Annotated in this window: 13 protein-coding genes; 8 read left to right on the top strand and 5 right to left on the bottom strand. The window is 73.9% G+C overall.

Features of this window, described 5'->3' with window-relative positions:
• From ABIE39_RS15700 to ABIE39_RS15685, 4 genes are read left to right on the top strand one after another with little or no spacing between them, the layout of a single operon-like run.
• The gene (locus ABIE39_RS15700; RefSeq protein ID WP_354052472.1) at positions 1-1,560 is read left to right on the top strand and encodes a sugar ABC transporter ATP-binding protein; all 1,560 of its coding nucleotides are present in this window, start codon (positions 1-3) and stop codon (positions 1,558-1,560) included.
• A gap of 32 nt (positions 1,561-1,592) precedes the next feature.
• A complete protein-coding gene (locus ABIE39_RS15695) occupies positions 1,593-2,252 on the top strand; it encodes a KpsF/GutQ family sugar-phosphate isomerase (protein WP_074803937.1) in 660 nt (219 codons plus the stop codon).
• A 2-nt stretch (positions 2,253-2,254) separates the two neighbouring features.
• The gene (locus ABIE39_RS15690; RefSeq protein WP_354052470.1) at positions 2,255-3,730 is read left to right on the top strand and encodes an FGGY family carbohydrate kinase; all 1,476 of its coding nucleotides are present in this window, start codon (positions 2,255-2,257) and stop codon (positions 3,728-3,730) included.
• Between the two features lie 22 nt (positions 3,731-3,752).
• Complete coding sequence (locus ABIE39_RS15685) at positions 3,753-4,400, top strand: transaldolase family protein (RefSeq protein WP_175009460.1); 648 nt, start codon at positions 3,753-3,755, stop codon at positions 4,398-4,400.
• Between the two features lie 96 nt (positions 4,401-4,496).
• Here the strand turns inward: ABIE39_RS15685 and ABIE39_RS15680 are convergent, their stop codons facing one another.
• The 4 genes from ABIE39_RS15680 to ABIE39_RS15665 are packed head-to-tail and all read right to left on the bottom strand — an operon-like array spanning position 4,497 to position 8,813.
• Positions 4,497-5,666: a glycoside hydrolase family 1 protein gene (locus ABIE39_RS15680; RefSeq protein ID WP_502914881.1), complete on the bottom strand. Its 1,170-nt coding sequence runs from the start codon at positions 5,664-5,666 to the stop codon at positions 4,497-4,499.
• A 23-nt stretch (positions 5,667-5,689) separates the two neighbouring features.
• Positions 5,690-6,583, bottom strand: a complete 894-nt coding sequence (locus ABIE39_RS15675) for a carbohydrate ABC transporter permease (protein WP_194227950.1) — start codon at positions 6,581-6,583, stop codon at positions 5,690-5,692.
• A gap of 1 nt (position 6,584) precedes the next feature.
• A complete protein-coding gene (locus tag ABIE39_RS15670) occupies positions 6,585-7,508 on the bottom strand; it encodes a carbohydrate ABC transporter permease (RefSeq protein ID WP_021481814.1) in 924 nt (307 codons plus the stop codon).
• Between the two features lie 15 nt (positions 7,509-7,523).
• The gene (locus tag ABIE39_RS15665) at positions 7,524-8,813 is read right to left on the bottom strand and encodes an extracellular solute-binding protein (protein ID WP_074803927.1); all 1,290 of its coding nucleotides are present in this window, start codon (positions 8,811-8,813) and stop codon (positions 7,524-7,526) included.
• A 141-nt stretch (positions 8,814-8,954) separates the two neighbouring features.
• On the opposite strand from ABIE39_RS15665, the gene ABIE39_RS15660 reads away from it, so the two are divergent.
• The 4 genes from ABIE39_RS15660 (at position 8,955) to ABIE39_RS15645 (ending at position 15,024) form a co-directional block, all read left to right on the top strand.
• Positions 8,955-9,692 (top strand): TetR family transcriptional regulator, encoded by a 738-nt coding sequence (locus ABIE39_RS15660; RefSeq protein ID WP_175009462.1) that lies wholly within the window; start codon positions 8,955-8,957, stop codon positions 9,690-9,692.
• Positions 9,689-13,120 (top strand): GH36-type glycosyl hydrolase domain-containing protein, encoded by a 3,432-nt coding sequence (locus tag ABIE39_RS15655; RefSeq protein WP_354052467.1) that lies wholly within the window; start codon positions 9,689-9,691, stop codon positions 13,118-13,120. Before ABIE39_RS15660 ends, ABIE39_RS15655 begins: the two co-directional genes overlap by 4 nt.
• Before the next feature lie 132 nt (positions 13,121-13,252).
• Complete coding sequence (locus tag ABIE39_RS15650) at positions 13,253-14,212, top strand: ATP-binding cassette domain-containing protein (protein ID WP_175009464.1); 960 nt, start codon at positions 13,253-13,255, stop codon at positions 14,210-14,212.
• A complete protein-coding gene (locus ABIE39_RS15645) occupies positions 14,209-15,024 on the top strand; it encodes an ABC transporter permease (protein WP_209829296.1) in 816 nt (271 codons plus the stop codon). Before ABIE39_RS15650 ends, ABIE39_RS15645 begins: the two co-directional genes overlap by 4 nt.
• Here the strand turns inward: ABIE39_RS15645 and ABIE39_RS15640 are convergent.
• Positions 15,021-16,106, bottom strand: coding sequence for a 3-keto-alpha-glucoside-1,2-lyase-like domain-containing protein (locus ABIE39_RS15640; RefSeq protein WP_175009466.1), 1,086 nt, complete (start codon positions 16,104-16,106; stop codon positions 15,021-15,023). The two genes, ABIE39_RS15645 and ABIE39_RS15640, sit on opposite strands and share 4 nt — an antisense overlap.
• Positions 16,107-16,142: the final 36 nt, after the last annotated feature.

Below are 16,142 nucleotides of genomic sequence, written 5' to 3'. Positions count from 1 at the left end.
ATGACCGACGTCACGACGTCGGTCCCGCGGGGCGCCGCCGGGGGCGGCGCCCTGCGGGCCAGCGGGATCGTCAAGAGCTTCTCGCACGTGCGGGTGCTCCAGGGCATCGACCTGACGCTCGCGGCGGGCACCGTGACCGGGCTCGTGGGTCACAACGGCGCCGGGAAGTCGACCCTGCTCCGCGTCCTCGCGGGGGCGCACCCCGCCGACGAGGGCACGGTGACCGTCGACGGCCAGGCGCTGCCCCAGGGCTCCCCGACCGCCGCGCTCGACGCGGGGATCTCGACCGTCTACCAGGAGCTCTCGCTCCTGCCGAACCTCACCGTCACGCAGAACGTGTTCCTCGGCCGCGAGCTGACGCGCGGGGGAGCGCTCGACCGGCGCGTCATGCGCGAGCAGTCCCGCGCGCTCGCGGACCGGTTCGGCCTCGCGGTGGACGTCGACCGCAAGCTCGGCGCCTACCCCGTCGCGACCCGCCAGCTCCTCGAGGTCGCGGTGGCCGTGGCGCGCGACGCGCGCTACCTGCTGCTCGACGAGCCGACGACGAGCCTCGAGGGCGGGCAGGTCGAGCGGTTCCTCGAGACCGTGCGCGACCTGGCCCGCACCGAGGGCCTGGGGATCCTGCTCGTCGACCACAAGCTCGACGAGCTGTACGCCGTCGCCGACCACGTCGTCGCTCTCGTCGACGGGGAGGTCCGCATCTCCGGCCCGGCCGCCACCGTCGACCGGCAGGCGGTCGTGCACGCGATCGCGGGGGACGAGGCCGTCGCCTCGACGGGTGGCGTCACGGAGGCGGCGCAGCGCACCGACGTCGTCCCGCTGGACGCGGGCGCCCGGCCGTCGCTCGTCGTGCGGAACCTGCGCACGCCCGCGCTCGCCGACGTCAGCCTGGAGGCCTACCCGGGCCGCGTGCTCGGGGTCTACGGGCTCATCGGCGCCGGGCGCACCGAGCTGCTGCGCACGCTCGTCGGGCTGGACAAGGTCCTCGCGGGGAGCATCGAGCTCGACGGCGCGCCGTACCGTCCCGCCGCCCCCGCCGACGCCCAGCGCCGCGGCCTCGTCTACCTCACGGAGGAGCGCAAGGTCGACGGCATCGTCGGGGGGCTGGACGCGACGACCAACGTCGTGCTCCCCGTCCTCGACCGCTACCGCCGGCTCGGCCTGCTGGACAAGCGGCGCATGCGCCGCGAGGCGACGGCCCTCATGGACCGCATGCAGGTCCGCGGCGACCGCGAGGGCCCCGTCGAGCGCCTGTCCGGCGGCAACCAGCAGAAGGTGCTGCTCGCACGCGTCCTCGCGCAGGCTCCCCGCGTGCTGCTGCTCGACGAGCCCACGAAGGGCGTCGACATCGGCGTCAAGACCGAGATCCACCGGCTCCTGCGCTCGCTCGCGCACGACGACGGCCTCACGGTCGTCGTCGTGTCCAGCGAGGAGGAGGAGATCCTCGAGCTCGCCGACGACGTCGTCACCCTCACGGAGGGCCGGTGCGACGGCGACGTCGTCGCGGCCGGCGACCTGTCCTCCGTGGACCTGCGGCACGCGGCGTGGAGCGCCGCGTGACCGCACCGAACACCCCTGGACGAGGAGCACCCATGACCATCCCCGAGATCACGACGCGACGCCGGGCCGCCGTGCTGGAGACCGCCCGGGCCGTCGTCGCGCACGAGGCGCAGGGAGTCGCCGCGAGCGCGACGGACCTGGACGACGTGTTCCTGGACGTGGTCCAGCGGGTGTACGAGTGCACGGGCAAGGTCTTCGTGACCGGGGCGGGCACCTCCGGCGCGGTCGCGCGCCGCATGGCGCACCTGCTCTCGGTGTCCGGCACCCCGTCGGTGTTCATCTCGGGGGCGGACGCGCTCCACGGCACGATGGGCGCGATGGCGCCGGGCGACATCCTCGTCGCGATCTCGCGGGGCGGAGGGAGCGACGAGATCAACGACCTCGTCGTGCGGGCCAAGGAGCGCGGCGTCGACACCGTCGTGGCGGTCACGGCGGACGCCTCGTCGCGCCTCGCCCGGAACGCGGACGTCGTGGTCGAGCTGACGATGATCCCCGGGATCGACCCCGGCGAGGTCATCGCGATGGGCTCGACCCTCGTGACGGCGGCGTGGGGCGACGCGCTCGCCGTGGTCCTCATGCGGATGCGCGGGTACTCGTGGGCGAACGTCCTGCACTCGCACCCCTCCGGGGCGGTCGGCAAGATCGACGAGGCGCCCCAGGAGCTGCCTCCCCTCGAGCCCTACTGGAAGTAGACATGGACCTTGTCGCAGGGGTCGACTCGTCGACCCAGTCCTGCACCGTCGAGCTGCGTCGCCGGGACGACGGCGCGCTCGTGGGGACCGCCTCGGCCCCCCACCCGCGGACCGCGCCCCCGGTCAGCAGACAGGACCCGCGCACGTGGTGGGCGGCGTTCCGCGCGGCGTTCTCCGGTGCCCTGCGCGACGCCGACGCCGACGCGCGGCAGGTGGTCGCGCTCGCCGTCGGCGCCCAGTGCCACGGTCTCGTGCTCCTGGGCCGGGACGGCGAGCCCTTGGCGACCGCCCCCCTGTGGAACGACACGACGGCGGGCCCGGAGGCGGCGCGGATCGCCCACGAGTACGGCCTCGAGCGGTGGATGCAGGACGTCGGCATGGCGCCGTCGTCGGCGCTCACGATCATGAAGCTCGCCCACGTGGCGACGACCGAACCCGCGCTCCTCGACCGCGTCGCGCACGTGCTCGTGCCTCACGACTACCTCACGTACCGGCTCACCGGGGAGGCGGTCACCGACCGGTCCGACGCCGCCGGGACGGGCTACCTCGACGTCCACCGGGGCGAGTGGCGACCCGAGCTCCTGGAGCGCTTCGTCTCGTCCGAGGTCGGCTGGGCCGACGTGCTGCCGACCGTCCTCGGGCCGGACACCCCGGCCGGGACGGTGCGCCCGCACGTCGCGGCGGAGCTCGGGCTCGGGCCGGGCGTCGTGGTGGGGCCGGGCGGAGGGGACCAGCACCTCGCCGCCGTCGGGCTCGGGCTCGCCGAGGGCGACCTCGGCGTCTCGCTCGGGACCTCGGGCGTCGTCCTGAGCCCGCGCCGCACGTCCGTCGTCGACCCCCTCGGCACGGTCGACTCCGTGTGCGACGCGACCGGCGGGTACCTGCCCCTGGCCTGCACCCTCAACGCCGCCAAGGTCACCGACACGTTCGCGCGGCTCCTCGACGTCGACCACGCGACCCTCGAGCGCCTGGCCCTCGCGGCGCCCGTCCGGGCGCAGCGCCCGACGCTCGTCGCCTACCTCGACGGCGAGCGCACCCCGCGGCGACCGGGCGCGACCGGCGTGCTCGGCGGCATCACCGGCGAGACGACCCGGGAGGACGTGGCGCTCGCCGCGTACGAGGGCGTCGTGGCGGGGCTCGTCGGGGCCGCCCGGGCGCTGGAGCGCGCGGGCGTCGACACGAGCGGCGAGGTCGTCGTCAACGGCGGCGGCGCGCGCTCGCTCGCGTACCGGCAGGTCCTCGCCGACGCGCTCGGACGTCCCGTCGTCCGCCGTGCCGCCCCGGAGGCGACGGCGCGCGGGGCCTGCGTCCAGGCGGTGGCCGTGCTCGAGGGCGCGACCGTGGCCGGCACGGCCGAGCGGTGGCGCCCGTTCGCGCTCGACGCCGTCCCGCCGCGCACGGACCCCGCCACGATCGACGCCGCCCACTACGACCTGCTCGCCACGGTCGCGGACCGTCCGCGGCCGTCCGCGACCTGACCACACCCTCCAGGGAGAACGCATGCTGTACATCGACTCCGCCGACCGCGACCAGGTCGAGCGGCTGCTCGCGACCGGCCTGTTCGCCGGCGTCACCACGAACCCGACGATCCTGCGCCGCGCGGGCCTCACCGTCGACGACGTCCCCACCGTGCTCCGGTGGGCCCGCGCGGCGGGAGCCGGGACGGTGTTCCTGCAGGCCGTCGGGCCGGACGAGACGGCGCTCGAGACCCACGGGCGGCAGCTCGCCGACCTCGGCCCGGACGTCGTCGTGAAGCTGCCGGCGACGCGCGACGGGCTCGCCGTCTCCCGTCGGCTCACGCGCGAAGGGGTGCCCGTGCTCGCGACGGCGGTCTACCACGCGTCGCAGGCTCTCGTCGCGGACGCGGCGGGCGCGGGCTGGATCGCGCCCTACGTCGGGCGGATGAGCGACCTGGGGCTCGACGGGGTCGGGCAGACGGCCGACCTCCACGCCGCGCTGCGCGCGTCGGGCCAGGGCTGCCGCGTGCTCGCGGCGAGCCTGCGCGACACGGCCCAGGTCGCGGCGCTCGCGGCCCGCGGGATCGAGGACCTCACGCTGTCCACCGCGCTCTGCGCGGCGCTCCTGGAGAACCCGGACACCGTCGCCGCGGCGGCGCAGTTCGAGACGGACGCCCGCGCGGCGGGATGACGCGACCCGGGCGAACGCACGACGCGGGGCAGGGACGTCGTCCCTGCCCCGCGTCGTGACGTGCGAGGGGTGCGGCGCGGTCGTGACCGCGGCGCGTCAGCCGTCGAGCGAGACGGTCCCGCGGGCGACGCCGCCGAGCCAGCCGAGGCTGGGCTTGGGCGTGCGCTCGAAAGTCTCCGGGTCCCACGCGACGAGCCCGAACGTCGGCGCGAACGAGCCCCACTCGTAGTTGTCGAGCAGCGACCAGTGCAGGTAGCCGAGCAGCGGGAGGCCCGCCTCCATCTCGGCGTGCAGCGCGCGCAGGGCGTCGCGCGTGTAGTCGATGCGGCGCGCGTCGTCCGCCGTCGCGATGCCGTTCTCGGAGACGAGGACCGGCAGGCCGGTGATCTCGTGCCCGAGGCGCGCGGCCTCCGCGATGGCGGCCGGGTAGTACTCCCACCCGGTGAGCGTCTTCTCCGAGTCCTCCGGCGCGGGCAGCGGCCCGTCCACGGTGATGCGCGTGCGCGTGTAGGCCTGGACGGCGACGAAGTCGTCGCCGCGCGAGGCCTCGAGGAAGACGGTCTCGCGCGGGTAGGCGTACTCGCGCAGGACCTCCTCGGCGCCCGGGTCGGCGAAGAACTGCTGCGGCGCGACGGGCCACCCGACGGGCACCCCGACGGTCCGCACGAGCTCGACGGCCCGGCGGTGCGCGGCGACGAGGTGCTCGGTCGCGACCGGGTCGGGCGCGTGCATGGTGCCGGCCTGGAGCTGCTCGGCGCCCTTGGCGGCCGTGATCATCATCGCGAGGATGTTCGGCTCGTTGATGGTGAACACGTGCGACGCGCGGTCGAGCAGCGGCAGCACGTGCTCGACGTACCGCGCGAACCGGTCGACGGACCGCGGGTCGGTCCAGCCGCCGTCCTCCGCGAACCAGCGCGGCGACGTGAAGTGGTGCAGCGTGACGAGCGGCGTGACCCCGTGCTCGAGGCAGCAGTCGATCATGCGGCGGTAGTGGTCGAGCTCGGCCCGCGAGAAGCGGCCCTCGGCCGGCTCGATGCGCGCCCACTCGATCGAGAACCGGTACGAGGTGAGCCCGGACTCGGCCAGGAGCCGGATGTCCTCGGCGTACCGGTGGTAGGAGTCGGCGGCGTCGCCCGACGGCTCGGCGAGGGTCGAGGCCGGGTCGACCTCGCGCGCCCACCAGTCGCTGTTGACGTTGTTGCCCTCGATCTGGTGGGCCGCCGTGGAGGCGCCCCAGACGAAGGACTCGGGGAAGGTGATCGACACAGGCTCTCCTCGTCGGTCGCCGGTCACTTGATGCCGGTCATGGCGATGCCCTGCACGAAGTAGCGCTGCAGGAACAGGAACAGGATGAGGATCGGCGTCACGACGAGCACGGACCCGGCCATGAGCAGGCCGTAGTAGGTGCCGTTCGAGCCGACCGAGTACAGCGAGAGCGCGACGGGGAGGGTGTACATGTTCTCCGTCTGCGCGACGACCAGGGGCCACAGGAAGTTGTTCCACGACCCGAGGAACGTGAGGATGCTCAGCGTCGCGAGCGGCGGCCCGCACTGGGGGAGCACGATCCGGAAGAAGACCCGGAACTCGCCCGCGCCGTCGATCCGGGCGGCCTCGATGAGCGCGTCCGGGATGCCGAGCATGAACTGCCGCATGAGGAACACGCCGAGCGGGCCGGCGAGGAACGGCAGGATGAGCGCCGGGTAGGTGTTGACGAGCCCCATGTTGGACACGAGCACGAACATCGGCACGAGCGTGACGACGCCCGGGACCATGAGCGTGAGCATGACGAGCGCGAACAGCACCTTCTTGCCGGGGAACTGCATCTTCGCGAGGGCGTAGCCGACCATCGAGCAGAAGATGATGTTGCCGAGCACCACGGCGACGGCGACGACGATCGAGTTGGTGAAGTACTGCCCGTAGTTGAGCTGGGACAGCCACCGCTCGTAGTTGTCGAGCGTCGGGTTCTGGGGCCACCAGGTGATGGGCCGCTGCAGGAGCTCGCCCTGCGTCTTGAAGCTGCCGAGCGCCATCCAGATGAACGGCATGAGCGTCAGGAGCAGCCCGACGACGAGCGCGGTGTACGTGGCGCCGCGCGACCAGCGGATCGGGCGTCGTGCCCGACGGCGCGGCGCGCCCTCCGGAGCCGACGTCGCGGAGGGGGTCCGCGAGGACGTGACGGTCATGTCAATCCTCCTTCGACCGCAGCAGGCGGAACTGGACGGCGGCGAGGGCGGCGATCAGCGCGAAGAGCACGTACGCGGCTGCGGAGGCGAACGCGTAGTTGCCGTACCCGAACTGGTTGTAGACGTAGTAGCTGATGGTCAGCGTCGAGTTGACCGGGCCGCCCTTGGTCATGACGAAGGGCTCCTCGAACACCTGGAGGAAGCCGACCGACAGCAGCACCGCGCCGAGCAGCAGCGTCGGGCGCATCAGCGGGACCGTGATGGAGCGGAAGCGCCGCCACGAGCCGGCGCCGTCGACCTCGGCCGCCTCGTAGACGTCGCGGGGGATCGCCTGGAGGCCGGCCAGGAAGATGATCATGAGCGTGCCCATGTTGCGCCACGCGGCCATGAGGATGATCGACGGCATCGCCCACGTGCTGTCGTTGAGCCAGTCGGGACCGTCGATCCCGACCCAGCCGAGCACGGTGTTGACGAGGCCCGAGTCCTGGAGGATGAACCGCCAGACGACCGCCACGGCGACGATCGACGTCACGACGGGCGTGTAGAAGCCGACCCGGAAGACGCTCCGGAACTTCTCGATGCCCGAGTTGAGCGCGACGGCCAGGGCGAGGCCGAGCACCATCGTCAGCGGGATGCCGACGAGGACGAAGTAGAAGGTGTTGACCAGCGCCTTGCGGAACAGCTCGTCCTGGAAGACGCCGGTGAAGTTCTCGATCCCGACGAAGTTCACCGCGAACGGGGTCTTGATGTCACGGATCGTGAGGTCCGAGAACGACATTCCGAACGACGCGAGCAGCGGCCCCAGCATGAAGACCGTGAAGACCGCGACGAACGGGAGCGCGAACAGCCAGGCGACGAGCGCTTGCCGTCGCCGGTGGACGGCGCCGGCCGTACGCCGGCGCCGTCCCTCGGTGGTGGTGGTCATGACCGACGGGCCCTGTTACCAGCCGAGCCCGAGCGTGTCGGCCTTGGCCTGGATGGCCTTGGCCGCGTCCTCGGAGGTCACCTGACCGTTGGCGACCTTCTCGGCCTCGGTCTCGATGGTGGCCGAGAGCTCGTCCCAGCTCGGGACGGTCGGCGGGGCGATCGTGTTCTCGAGCTGCTCCTGGAGCACCTGCGTGCGGGGGTTCGAGGTGAGCGCCTCGTAGTCCCACGCGCTGTTCAGCGCGGGCAGGTCGCTCGTCGCGTCGAACCACGCCTGCTGCGTCTCGGGCTCGGAGAGCCAGCGGATGAGCTTCCAGGCGCCGTCGGCGTTCTTGGCCTCGGCGAAGACGCCGAGGTGCGCGCCGCCGATGTAGGAGTCGTTGTTGGCGGAGCCGGCAGGCACGGGCACGGTGGCCACGTTCTGCTCGACCCAGTCGTCGCCCTGGAGGTCGGCGAGCACGTTGACCATCCACGGCCCGGAGATGAACGCCGGGTCGGAGCCGTCGACGAACGCGCTGTTCTGCGAGTCGCCGTAGCCGGACAGCGGCGACAGGCCCTCGGTGAAGAAGGACGCGTAGTAGTCGAGCGCGTCGACCATGGCCTGGTTGTCGAGGTCGAACCCGTCGCCGGCCTCGTTGAGGACGGAGCCGCCGGCCTGCGAGTAGAACGGCAGGATGACCTGCGTCGAGTCCTCGGCGTCGCCCATCGGGAGCTGGAGGCCGTAGGTCGAGCCGTTGGCCTTCATGGCCTCCGCGAACGCGGTGAGCTCCTCCCAGCTGGTGGGAGCCTCGACGCCCGCGGCCTGGGCGAGGTCGGAGCGGTAGTACAGGACGCGCGTCTCGACGTACCACGGCACGCCGTACGCGACGCCGTCGGCGACGGTCGAGGCGGCGGCGCCCTCGACGAAGTCGGCGTTGTCGACGAGGCCCTCGGGGACGGGGGCGAGGCCGCCGGTCGCGACCATCGTCGGCATGAAGGACGAGCCGATCATGATCGCGTCGGGCACGGTGCCCGCGGCGACGGCGGTCTGGAACTTCGTCATGACGTCGGCCCACGGGATCGTGGTGACCTCGACGTTCGCGTCGGGGTTCTCCTCCGTGAAGCCCTGGACGAAGTCGGGCAGCTTCTCGCCCTCCTCACCCATCGCCCAGATCGTGATGTCACCCTCCGCGGGCGCGTCGTCCACCGTCGTGGTGGATCCGGCGCTGGTCTCACCACCCGTGGAGTCGTCGTCCGCGCGACCGCACGCGGTCAGGGCCAGGAGTCCGACGACGCCGATGGCGACCGCCTTGCGTCCGAGCTTCATGAGCAATCCTCCTCATCGAGCAGTCGGCTCGTCCGTGTGAGCCGCTGTGGAAACTACCTTAGCGTGCGCTCGGTTAGTATTTTCAACCGGGGCGTCCAGGCCGTACCGTTGGCGCCGACAGACCTGCCGAAGGAGACGGTGATGAACGAGAGCGACCCCGCAGGTGGCGGCGCCACGACGGGGACGGCCGGGGGCCCGGGGACGACGACCGCGACGGGCGCTCGCGGCACGACGGCGGCCGGCCTCCCGGACCGCCGCATCGTCCGCGGCGAGCAGCGCCGCCGCGAGATCCTCCGCACGGCGGTGGAGGTGTTCGGCGAGCAGGGCTTCCGCGGCAGCTCGCTGCGCGAGATCGCGGCCCGCGTCGGGATCTCCGAGGCCGGGCTGCTGCACCACTTCGGCAGCAAGGCCGGTCTCCTCACGGCGACCCTGGAGGAGCGCGACCGGCGCGACCGGGTGCGCCGCGGCGAGGACGAGGCCGCCGGCGCCGACCTGCTGACGACCATCCGCGACCAGGTGCGGCGGAACGCCGAGACGCCCGGCCTCGTGTCCCTCCACGTGGTGGTCGCGGCCGAGGCGACGGACGCGAGCCACCCCGCGCACGACGTCGTTCGCGACCGCTACCGCGCGCTGCGCCACCAGGACGACACCCGCTTCCAGGACGCCGTCGCCCGGGGCGAGCTGCGCCCCGAGGTCGACCCGGCGGCGATCGGCCAGCTCTTCTCCGCCGTCATGGACGGCCTGCAGCTCCAGTGGCTGCTCGACCCCGACAACGTCGACATGGTCGCCCTCTTCGACCAGTTCCTCGCGCTGCTGCGCCCCGACGGCACGTCGCCCGCAGCACCCGAGCCCCGCACCACCGAGCAGGAGACCGCGTGACCCTCACCGCGACCGAGACCCCCGCCCGCGCCACGCTCACCTCGGGCGGCCTGACCGTCGAGCTCACCGGCGGCGGCGACGTGCGCGCCGTCAGCACGGACGGCCTGCTCGTGAACCAGTACCTGCCGGGCGAGCACGACCGCATGCCCGGCGGGATCCTGCTGCGCGCCACGCGCCCGGACGGCACGGTCGAGGTCGCGCGCCTCACCGGCTCGGCCCCCGCCGTGACGGCGGTCGAGGTCGGCGCCGACCGCGTCGTGTGGTCGGGCGCGGCGCTCGAGCTCGCCACGCGCGTCGCGCTCACGCTCGACGGGCGCGCGCTCGTCTGGCGCGTCGACCTCACGGCCGGCCCCGCGACGGACGACGGCACGCGCTACGACGTCGTGCACGCGCAGGACCTGGCGCTCGCGCCGCCCGCCGCGGCGCTGTCGAGCGAGCCGTACGTGTGCCAGTACCTGCTGCACCGCGCGCTCGAGCACCCCGACGCCGGGACCGTGCTCGTCAGCCGGCAGACCATGTCCGCGCAGCCGCGCCTCCCGCTCGCGGTCGCGTTCCTCGTCGAGGGCGCCGTCGCGCACCTCACGGACTCGCTCCAGGTCTTCACCGCGCGCTCGCGCCGCGACGGGCTGCCGCACGGCCTCCTCGGTCCGGTGCAGCCGGGCGTGCTCCAGTACGAGTACGCGATGCCGACGCTCGTCTCGCGCCCGCTCGACCTCTCGGGCGGGACCGCGGTCGTGCACGCCGTGACCGTGGTCGACGCCGACGCCCCCGGGCCGCTCGCGGCGCACCTCGACGAGGTGTCCGGCTGGGCCGCCGCCGCGGTCGCCGCCGCGGCCGCCGACCGCCCGACCGCACCCTTCACGCCGACCGCCTCCGCGCTGCGCGACGCCCCGCTCCTCGCGGGCGACGAGCTCGACGAGGCCGGGCTGCTCGCCGCCGTGGGCCTGGGGTCCGACGACGTGCTCCTGCCCGAGCGAGACGCCGACGGCACGCTCCTGTCGTTCTTCACCGCGACGGGGACGCACGTCGTCGACGCGCGCAAGGACACCGTCACCGAGCGCTCGCACGGGCACGTGCTCAAGGCGGGCGACGACGTGCTGCCCACCGACGACGTCCTGTCCACGACCGCGTTCGCGCCCGGCGTCTTCGCGTCGCACGTCGTGCTCGGCAACACCACGGCGAACCGCCTCGCGACGGTGCACCGCCACCACCTCAACCTGCTGCGCAGCAGCGGCCTGCGCGTGCTCGTCGACGACGGGCGCGGGCCCCGGCTCCTCGGCCTGCCGTCCGCGCTCGTGCTCGACGTCGGCGGCGTCCGCTGGCTCTACGAGACGCCGCTCGGGCGGGTCGACGTGCGGACGGTCGCGCACGACCGCGAGAACCGCATCGACGTCTCCGTGCGCTGCGAGCGCCCGCTGCACGTCACCGCGACCCTCGAGCTCGAGGACGAGGCGGGCGGCTGGCTCGCCGAGCACGTCCCCGCGGCCCCGGGCGACGCCGTCGTGGTGCGGCCCGTGCCGGGCGGCGACGTCGACGCGCACTACCCGGACCTGCGGTACGCCCTGGCGTCGTCCGCGCGGCTCGCCGTGGAGGAGACCGCCACGCAGACCGGCTCGGAGACCGGCGCCGGGGGCGCTGCGACCCGCCGCCTCACGAGCACGACCGGCACCGGGTCGCTCACGCTCGCGCTCACCGGCTCGCTGCGCGGGACCGACGCCGCGCTCGGGCTCCTCGCGGGCGCGCACGACCCCCTGGCCGACGTCGACGCGACCCTCGCGCGCCACGTCGAGACCGTCCGCGGCGTGATGCGCGGGCTGCGGTTCGCGCCGCACGCGACGGTCGAGACGCAGGAGCTCGACCTCCTCGTGCCCTGGTACGTGCACGACGCGCTGATCCATCTCCTCGTGCCGCACGGCCTGGAGCAGTACTCGGGCGCGGCGTGGGGCACGCGCGACGTGTGCCAGGGCCCGTTCGAGCTCGCGCTCGCGGGCGGCCGCCACGACGTCGCACGCGAGATCGTGCTGCGCGTCCTGGCCCACCAGCACACGTGGGGCGAGTTCCCGCAGTGGTTCATGTTCGACGCCTACGCGGAGCGGTACAACGACTCCTCGCACGGTGACGTCGTCGTGTGGCCGCTGTTCGCGCTCGCCCAGTACCTGGAGGCGAGCGGCGACCTCGCCGTGCTCGACGAGGTCGTCCCGTTCTGGGACCACGAGCAGCGGCGCCCGGCCGCCTCGGGGCCCGACGCCGCGGCGACCGTCAGCGACCACGTGACCCGCCTGCTCGACCACCTCGACCGGGACCGCCTGCCCGGCACGGCGCTGCCCGCCTACGGCGAGGGCGACTGGGACGACACGCTCCAGCCCGCCGACCCGCGCATGCGCACCGACCTGGCGTCGACGTGGACCTCCGCGCTGCTCGTGCAGGCCGCGGAGCTGCTCGCCCGCACGACCGCCGGCCGCGACGACCTCGCCGCGCTCTCCGGGCGCGCGGGCACACTCGCGGCGGAGGTCCGCGCGGACCTGCGCGAGCGCGCCCTCGTGGACGGCGTCCTCGCCGGGTACGTGCGCCACGGCGCCGACGGCGACGAGCTCGTCATCCACCCGTCGGACACCGTCTCCGGGATGCGGTACCGCCTCATCCCCATGACGCAGTCGATCATCGCGGGCATCCTCACGCCCGAGGAGGCCGCGGAGCACGAGCGGCTCGTGCTGGAGCACCTGCACTTCCCCGACGGCGTGCGTCTCATGGACCACCCGGCCGCGTTCGACGAGGGCGTGCCGCACACGTTCCTGCGCGCCGAGCAGGCCGCGAACGTCGGCCGCGAGATCGGGCTCATGTACGTCCACGCGCACATCCGCTACGTCGAGGCGCTCGCGGCCCTGGGCCGCGGTCGCGCGCTCGACGAGCTGCTGCGCATCAGCCCGGTCGACCTCGGCCGGCGCCTCGCGCACGCCGCCCCGCGCCAGCGCAACGCCTACTTCTCGTCGAGCGACGCGGACTTCCCCGACCGCGAGAGCTTCGCGCGCGACTTCGACGGGCTCCGCGACGGCAGCGTCGGGGTGCGCGGCGGGTGGCGCGTGTACTCCAGCGGTCCGGGCATCTACCTGCGCCAGCTCGTCCAGGGCGTCCTCGGGCTGACCGAGCGCGGCGGGGAGGTCGTCGTCGACCCGGTGCTGCCCGCGGCGGCGGACGGGCTCGCCGTCGACCTGGACCTCGGCGGCCGCTCGCGCCGGGTGGTCTACCGCGTCGCGGCGACCGCGGACGGCGTGCAGGTGCGCGCCGGGAGCGGCCCGGACGCGCTCGCGCCCGTCCCGGCGACCCCGCGCGCCGGGGACTACCGGCAGCGCGGCGTCGTCGTCGCGACGCGCGACCTCGGGGACGCCCCGCACGTCGAGGTCACGGTGGGCGCGGGCTCGGAGATCTGACCCGGTTCGTGGGGCGGGCGCGGACCGCGCGCTGCGCGGGTCGCTCCCCGTGCGCTGCCGCACATTCCTCAGCAGACTGAGGAATGTGCGGGGTCCGTGGTGCGGCCGCCGCCGGGCACGGAGGAGGAGACCATGCCGGACGCCGCCATCGTCGCGCGAGGCCTGGAGCGCCGCTTCGGTCAGCACCAGGCCGTCGACGGCGTCGACCTCGCGATCGCGGCCGGGGAGGTGTACGGGTTCCTCGGCCCCAACGGGGCGGGGAAGTCCACCGTGACCCGGATCCTGTGCACGCTCCTCGCCCCGACCGCCGGGACGGCGGTCGTCGCCGGGCACGACGTCGCGCGCGACCCCACCGCCGTCCGGCTGCGGATCGGAGCCGCCCTCCAGGAGGCCGCGCTCGACGACAAGCAGACCGGCGTCGAGATGCTGCGCCTCCAAGGACGCTTCTACGGGCTGACCTCCCGGGAGGTGGACCAGCGGGTCGCGGCGCTGCGCGAGCTCATCGACATCGGGGACGCGCTGGACGAGCGTGTCGGCACGTACTCGGGCGGGATGAAGCGCCGCCTGGACCTCGCGCTCGCGCTCGTCCACAACCCCGAGGTCCTCTTCCTGGACGAGCCGACGACGGGCCTCGACCCCACGAGCCGCGCCGCCGTGTGGCAGGAGGTGCGCCGCCTCAACCGCGAGCTCGGCATGACGGTCTTCCTCACCACGCAGTACCTGGAGGAGGCCGACGCGCTCGCCGGCCGCGTCGGGATCATCAACCGGGGTCGGATCGTCGCGGAGGGGACGCCCACCGCGCTGAAGAGCTCCGTCGGCACGGACCTCGTCGTCGTGGAGACCTCCGCCGACGCGGACCGCGCCCGCGCCGCGCTCGACGGTCTCGACGGCATCGACTCCATCGACGTCGCCGAGCGGCGCCTCGTCGTCGCGGTCACCGACGGCGCCCAGGCCGTCAGCCCGGTCGCCCTCGCGCTCGACCGCGCAGGGGTCCCGGTCGACGGGCTCACGCTGCGCCGCCCCACCCTCGACGACGTCTTCTTCCGCGTCACCGGCCAGCGCATCCTCGACGGCGAGGAGGAGCCCTCATGACCGGGACGACGTCCCGCGCCGCGGCCGCCGCCCGGACCATCACGGGCCGGCCCGCCGGGTTCTGGCGCGACCTGACCTCGGTCGCGATCCGTGCGCTGCGGCAGATCCCGCGCGAGCCGGAGGCGATCGTCCCCGCGCTCGTCATCCCCCTGTTCTTCTTCGTCGTCAACGTCGGCGCGCTGTCCGACGTCGCGACCGCGACCGGGGTGAGCGACTTCCAGGCGTTCCAGATCCCGGTGGCCATCGTCTTCGCGGTGACCGGCGTGTCCCGTGCCAGCGCGCTGGTCACCGACATCACCGACGGGTACTTCGACCGGCTCCTGCTCACCCCGATGCACCGCACCGCGCTCCTGCTCGGCCTCATGGTCGCCGACCTCGTGCTCGTCGTGGCGCTGTCCGTCCCCGTGCTGGTGCTCGGCTTCGCGCTGGGGGTCGAGTTCGCGACCGGGGTGCCCGGCGTCCTGCTCTTCCTGCTGCTCGCCGGCCTCTGGGGCCTCGCCTTCACGGGCTTCCCGTACGCGATCGCGCTCCGCACCGGCAACCCGGCCGCCGTGAACTCGAGCTTCCTGCTGTTCTTCCCCTTCGCCTTCCTCACGACGACGTTCCTCCCGCTCGACGCGCTCACGGGATGGCTCGCGACGATCGCGCGGTACAACCCGGTGACCTACCTCCTCGCTGCGCTGCGCTCGCTGATCATGGACGGATGGGACGCGACGGCGCTGTGGCAGGGCGTCGCCGCGATCGCGCTCGTCGCGGTGGTCAGCTTCACGCTCGCGTTCCGCGCGCTCGTCGGGCGCACGTCCCGCAGCTAGCAGTCGACGCCCTCGTACGGCGTCTCGACGACCACGGGTCCGTCGGCGCCGGGGACCGTGAGCGTCGCGGTGCCCGCGTCGACGGCCGCCGCCCGGGCGCTGAACGACCGGTACGCGTTGCGCCCCGGCGGCACGGCGTCGAACGTGCGCTCGCCGGCCGGCGTGCCGAGCGTGAGGTCGATCGGGTCGCTCCCGACGTTCTCGGCGCGGACGGCGACGTGCGCCGTCCCGCCGAGGCACCGCGCGTCGGCCTCGACGTGGACGGGCGGCAGCTCGCGGACCCGTACCTCGCGGAACGACACGACGTCCGGCGCGGAGCCGTGCGCCTGGAGGCCGACGTACCCGACGAGCCCGCGCGAGCTCGAGTCCGGGTCGAGCGGGCGGTCGGGGAAGGGCACGCCCGGCAGGTTCTCGTACTCGTTGATCACGACGCCGTCGCGGATCACGGTGTAGTGCTGCCCGACGACGCGCACCTCCAGCTCGTTCCACGTGCCCTTCGCGGTGGGGCGGGCCTCGTCGAGGGCGAGGTCGGCGAAGCCGTAGACCGAGCCCGTCTTGCGGGGGTCGTTCGAGCCGCCCTCGGGGGAGTCGTTGACCTGGATCTCGTGGCCACAGTTCACCGCGATCCACGACAGGTTGCCCGTCTCGTTGCCGTTGAACGTCGTGGGGCAGCCCTCGACCGGCCCGGACAGGTCGGGGAACCGCACCTGGATCCCGCTGTTCGCGCGCGCGTCGCCGGGGGCGTCGTCGCGGTACTCGACCACCATCGAGAAGTCGCCGTACTGCCGCACCGGGTACCAGAGGGTCCCGAACCCACCGCCCGCACCGGCGCGGCTGCGCACCGTGCCGTCGTCGAGCCGGTCGAACCCGCCGTCGCCCGCGTACTCCCACGCGTCGAACGACTCCTGCGTGCCGTCGAGGATCACCTCGTAGCCGTCGTCGGCGGGTGCTGCCGCGGGCGCGACCGCCGCGGCGGGTGCCGCGAGCGCGATCGCCGCGGCGAGGGCGGTCGCCCCGGCGACGCGGGCGCGGCGCCCCCGGCTGCGGGCCGGGCGGGCGGGGGTACGGGTGGTGCTCGTCATCGGAACTCCCTCGTTCGACGCGGTCTCGTCCACCCT

The organism is Cellulosimicrobium sp. 4261 (genome assembly GCF_040546915.1).
GTDB lineage: Bacteria > Actinomycetota > Actinomycetes > Actinomycetales > Cellulomonadaceae > Cellulosimicrobium > Cellulosimicrobium cinnabarinum.
The sequence above is the reverse complement of the archived record's forward strand: the minus strand, read 5'-3'. Positions and strand labels throughout refer to the sequence as shown.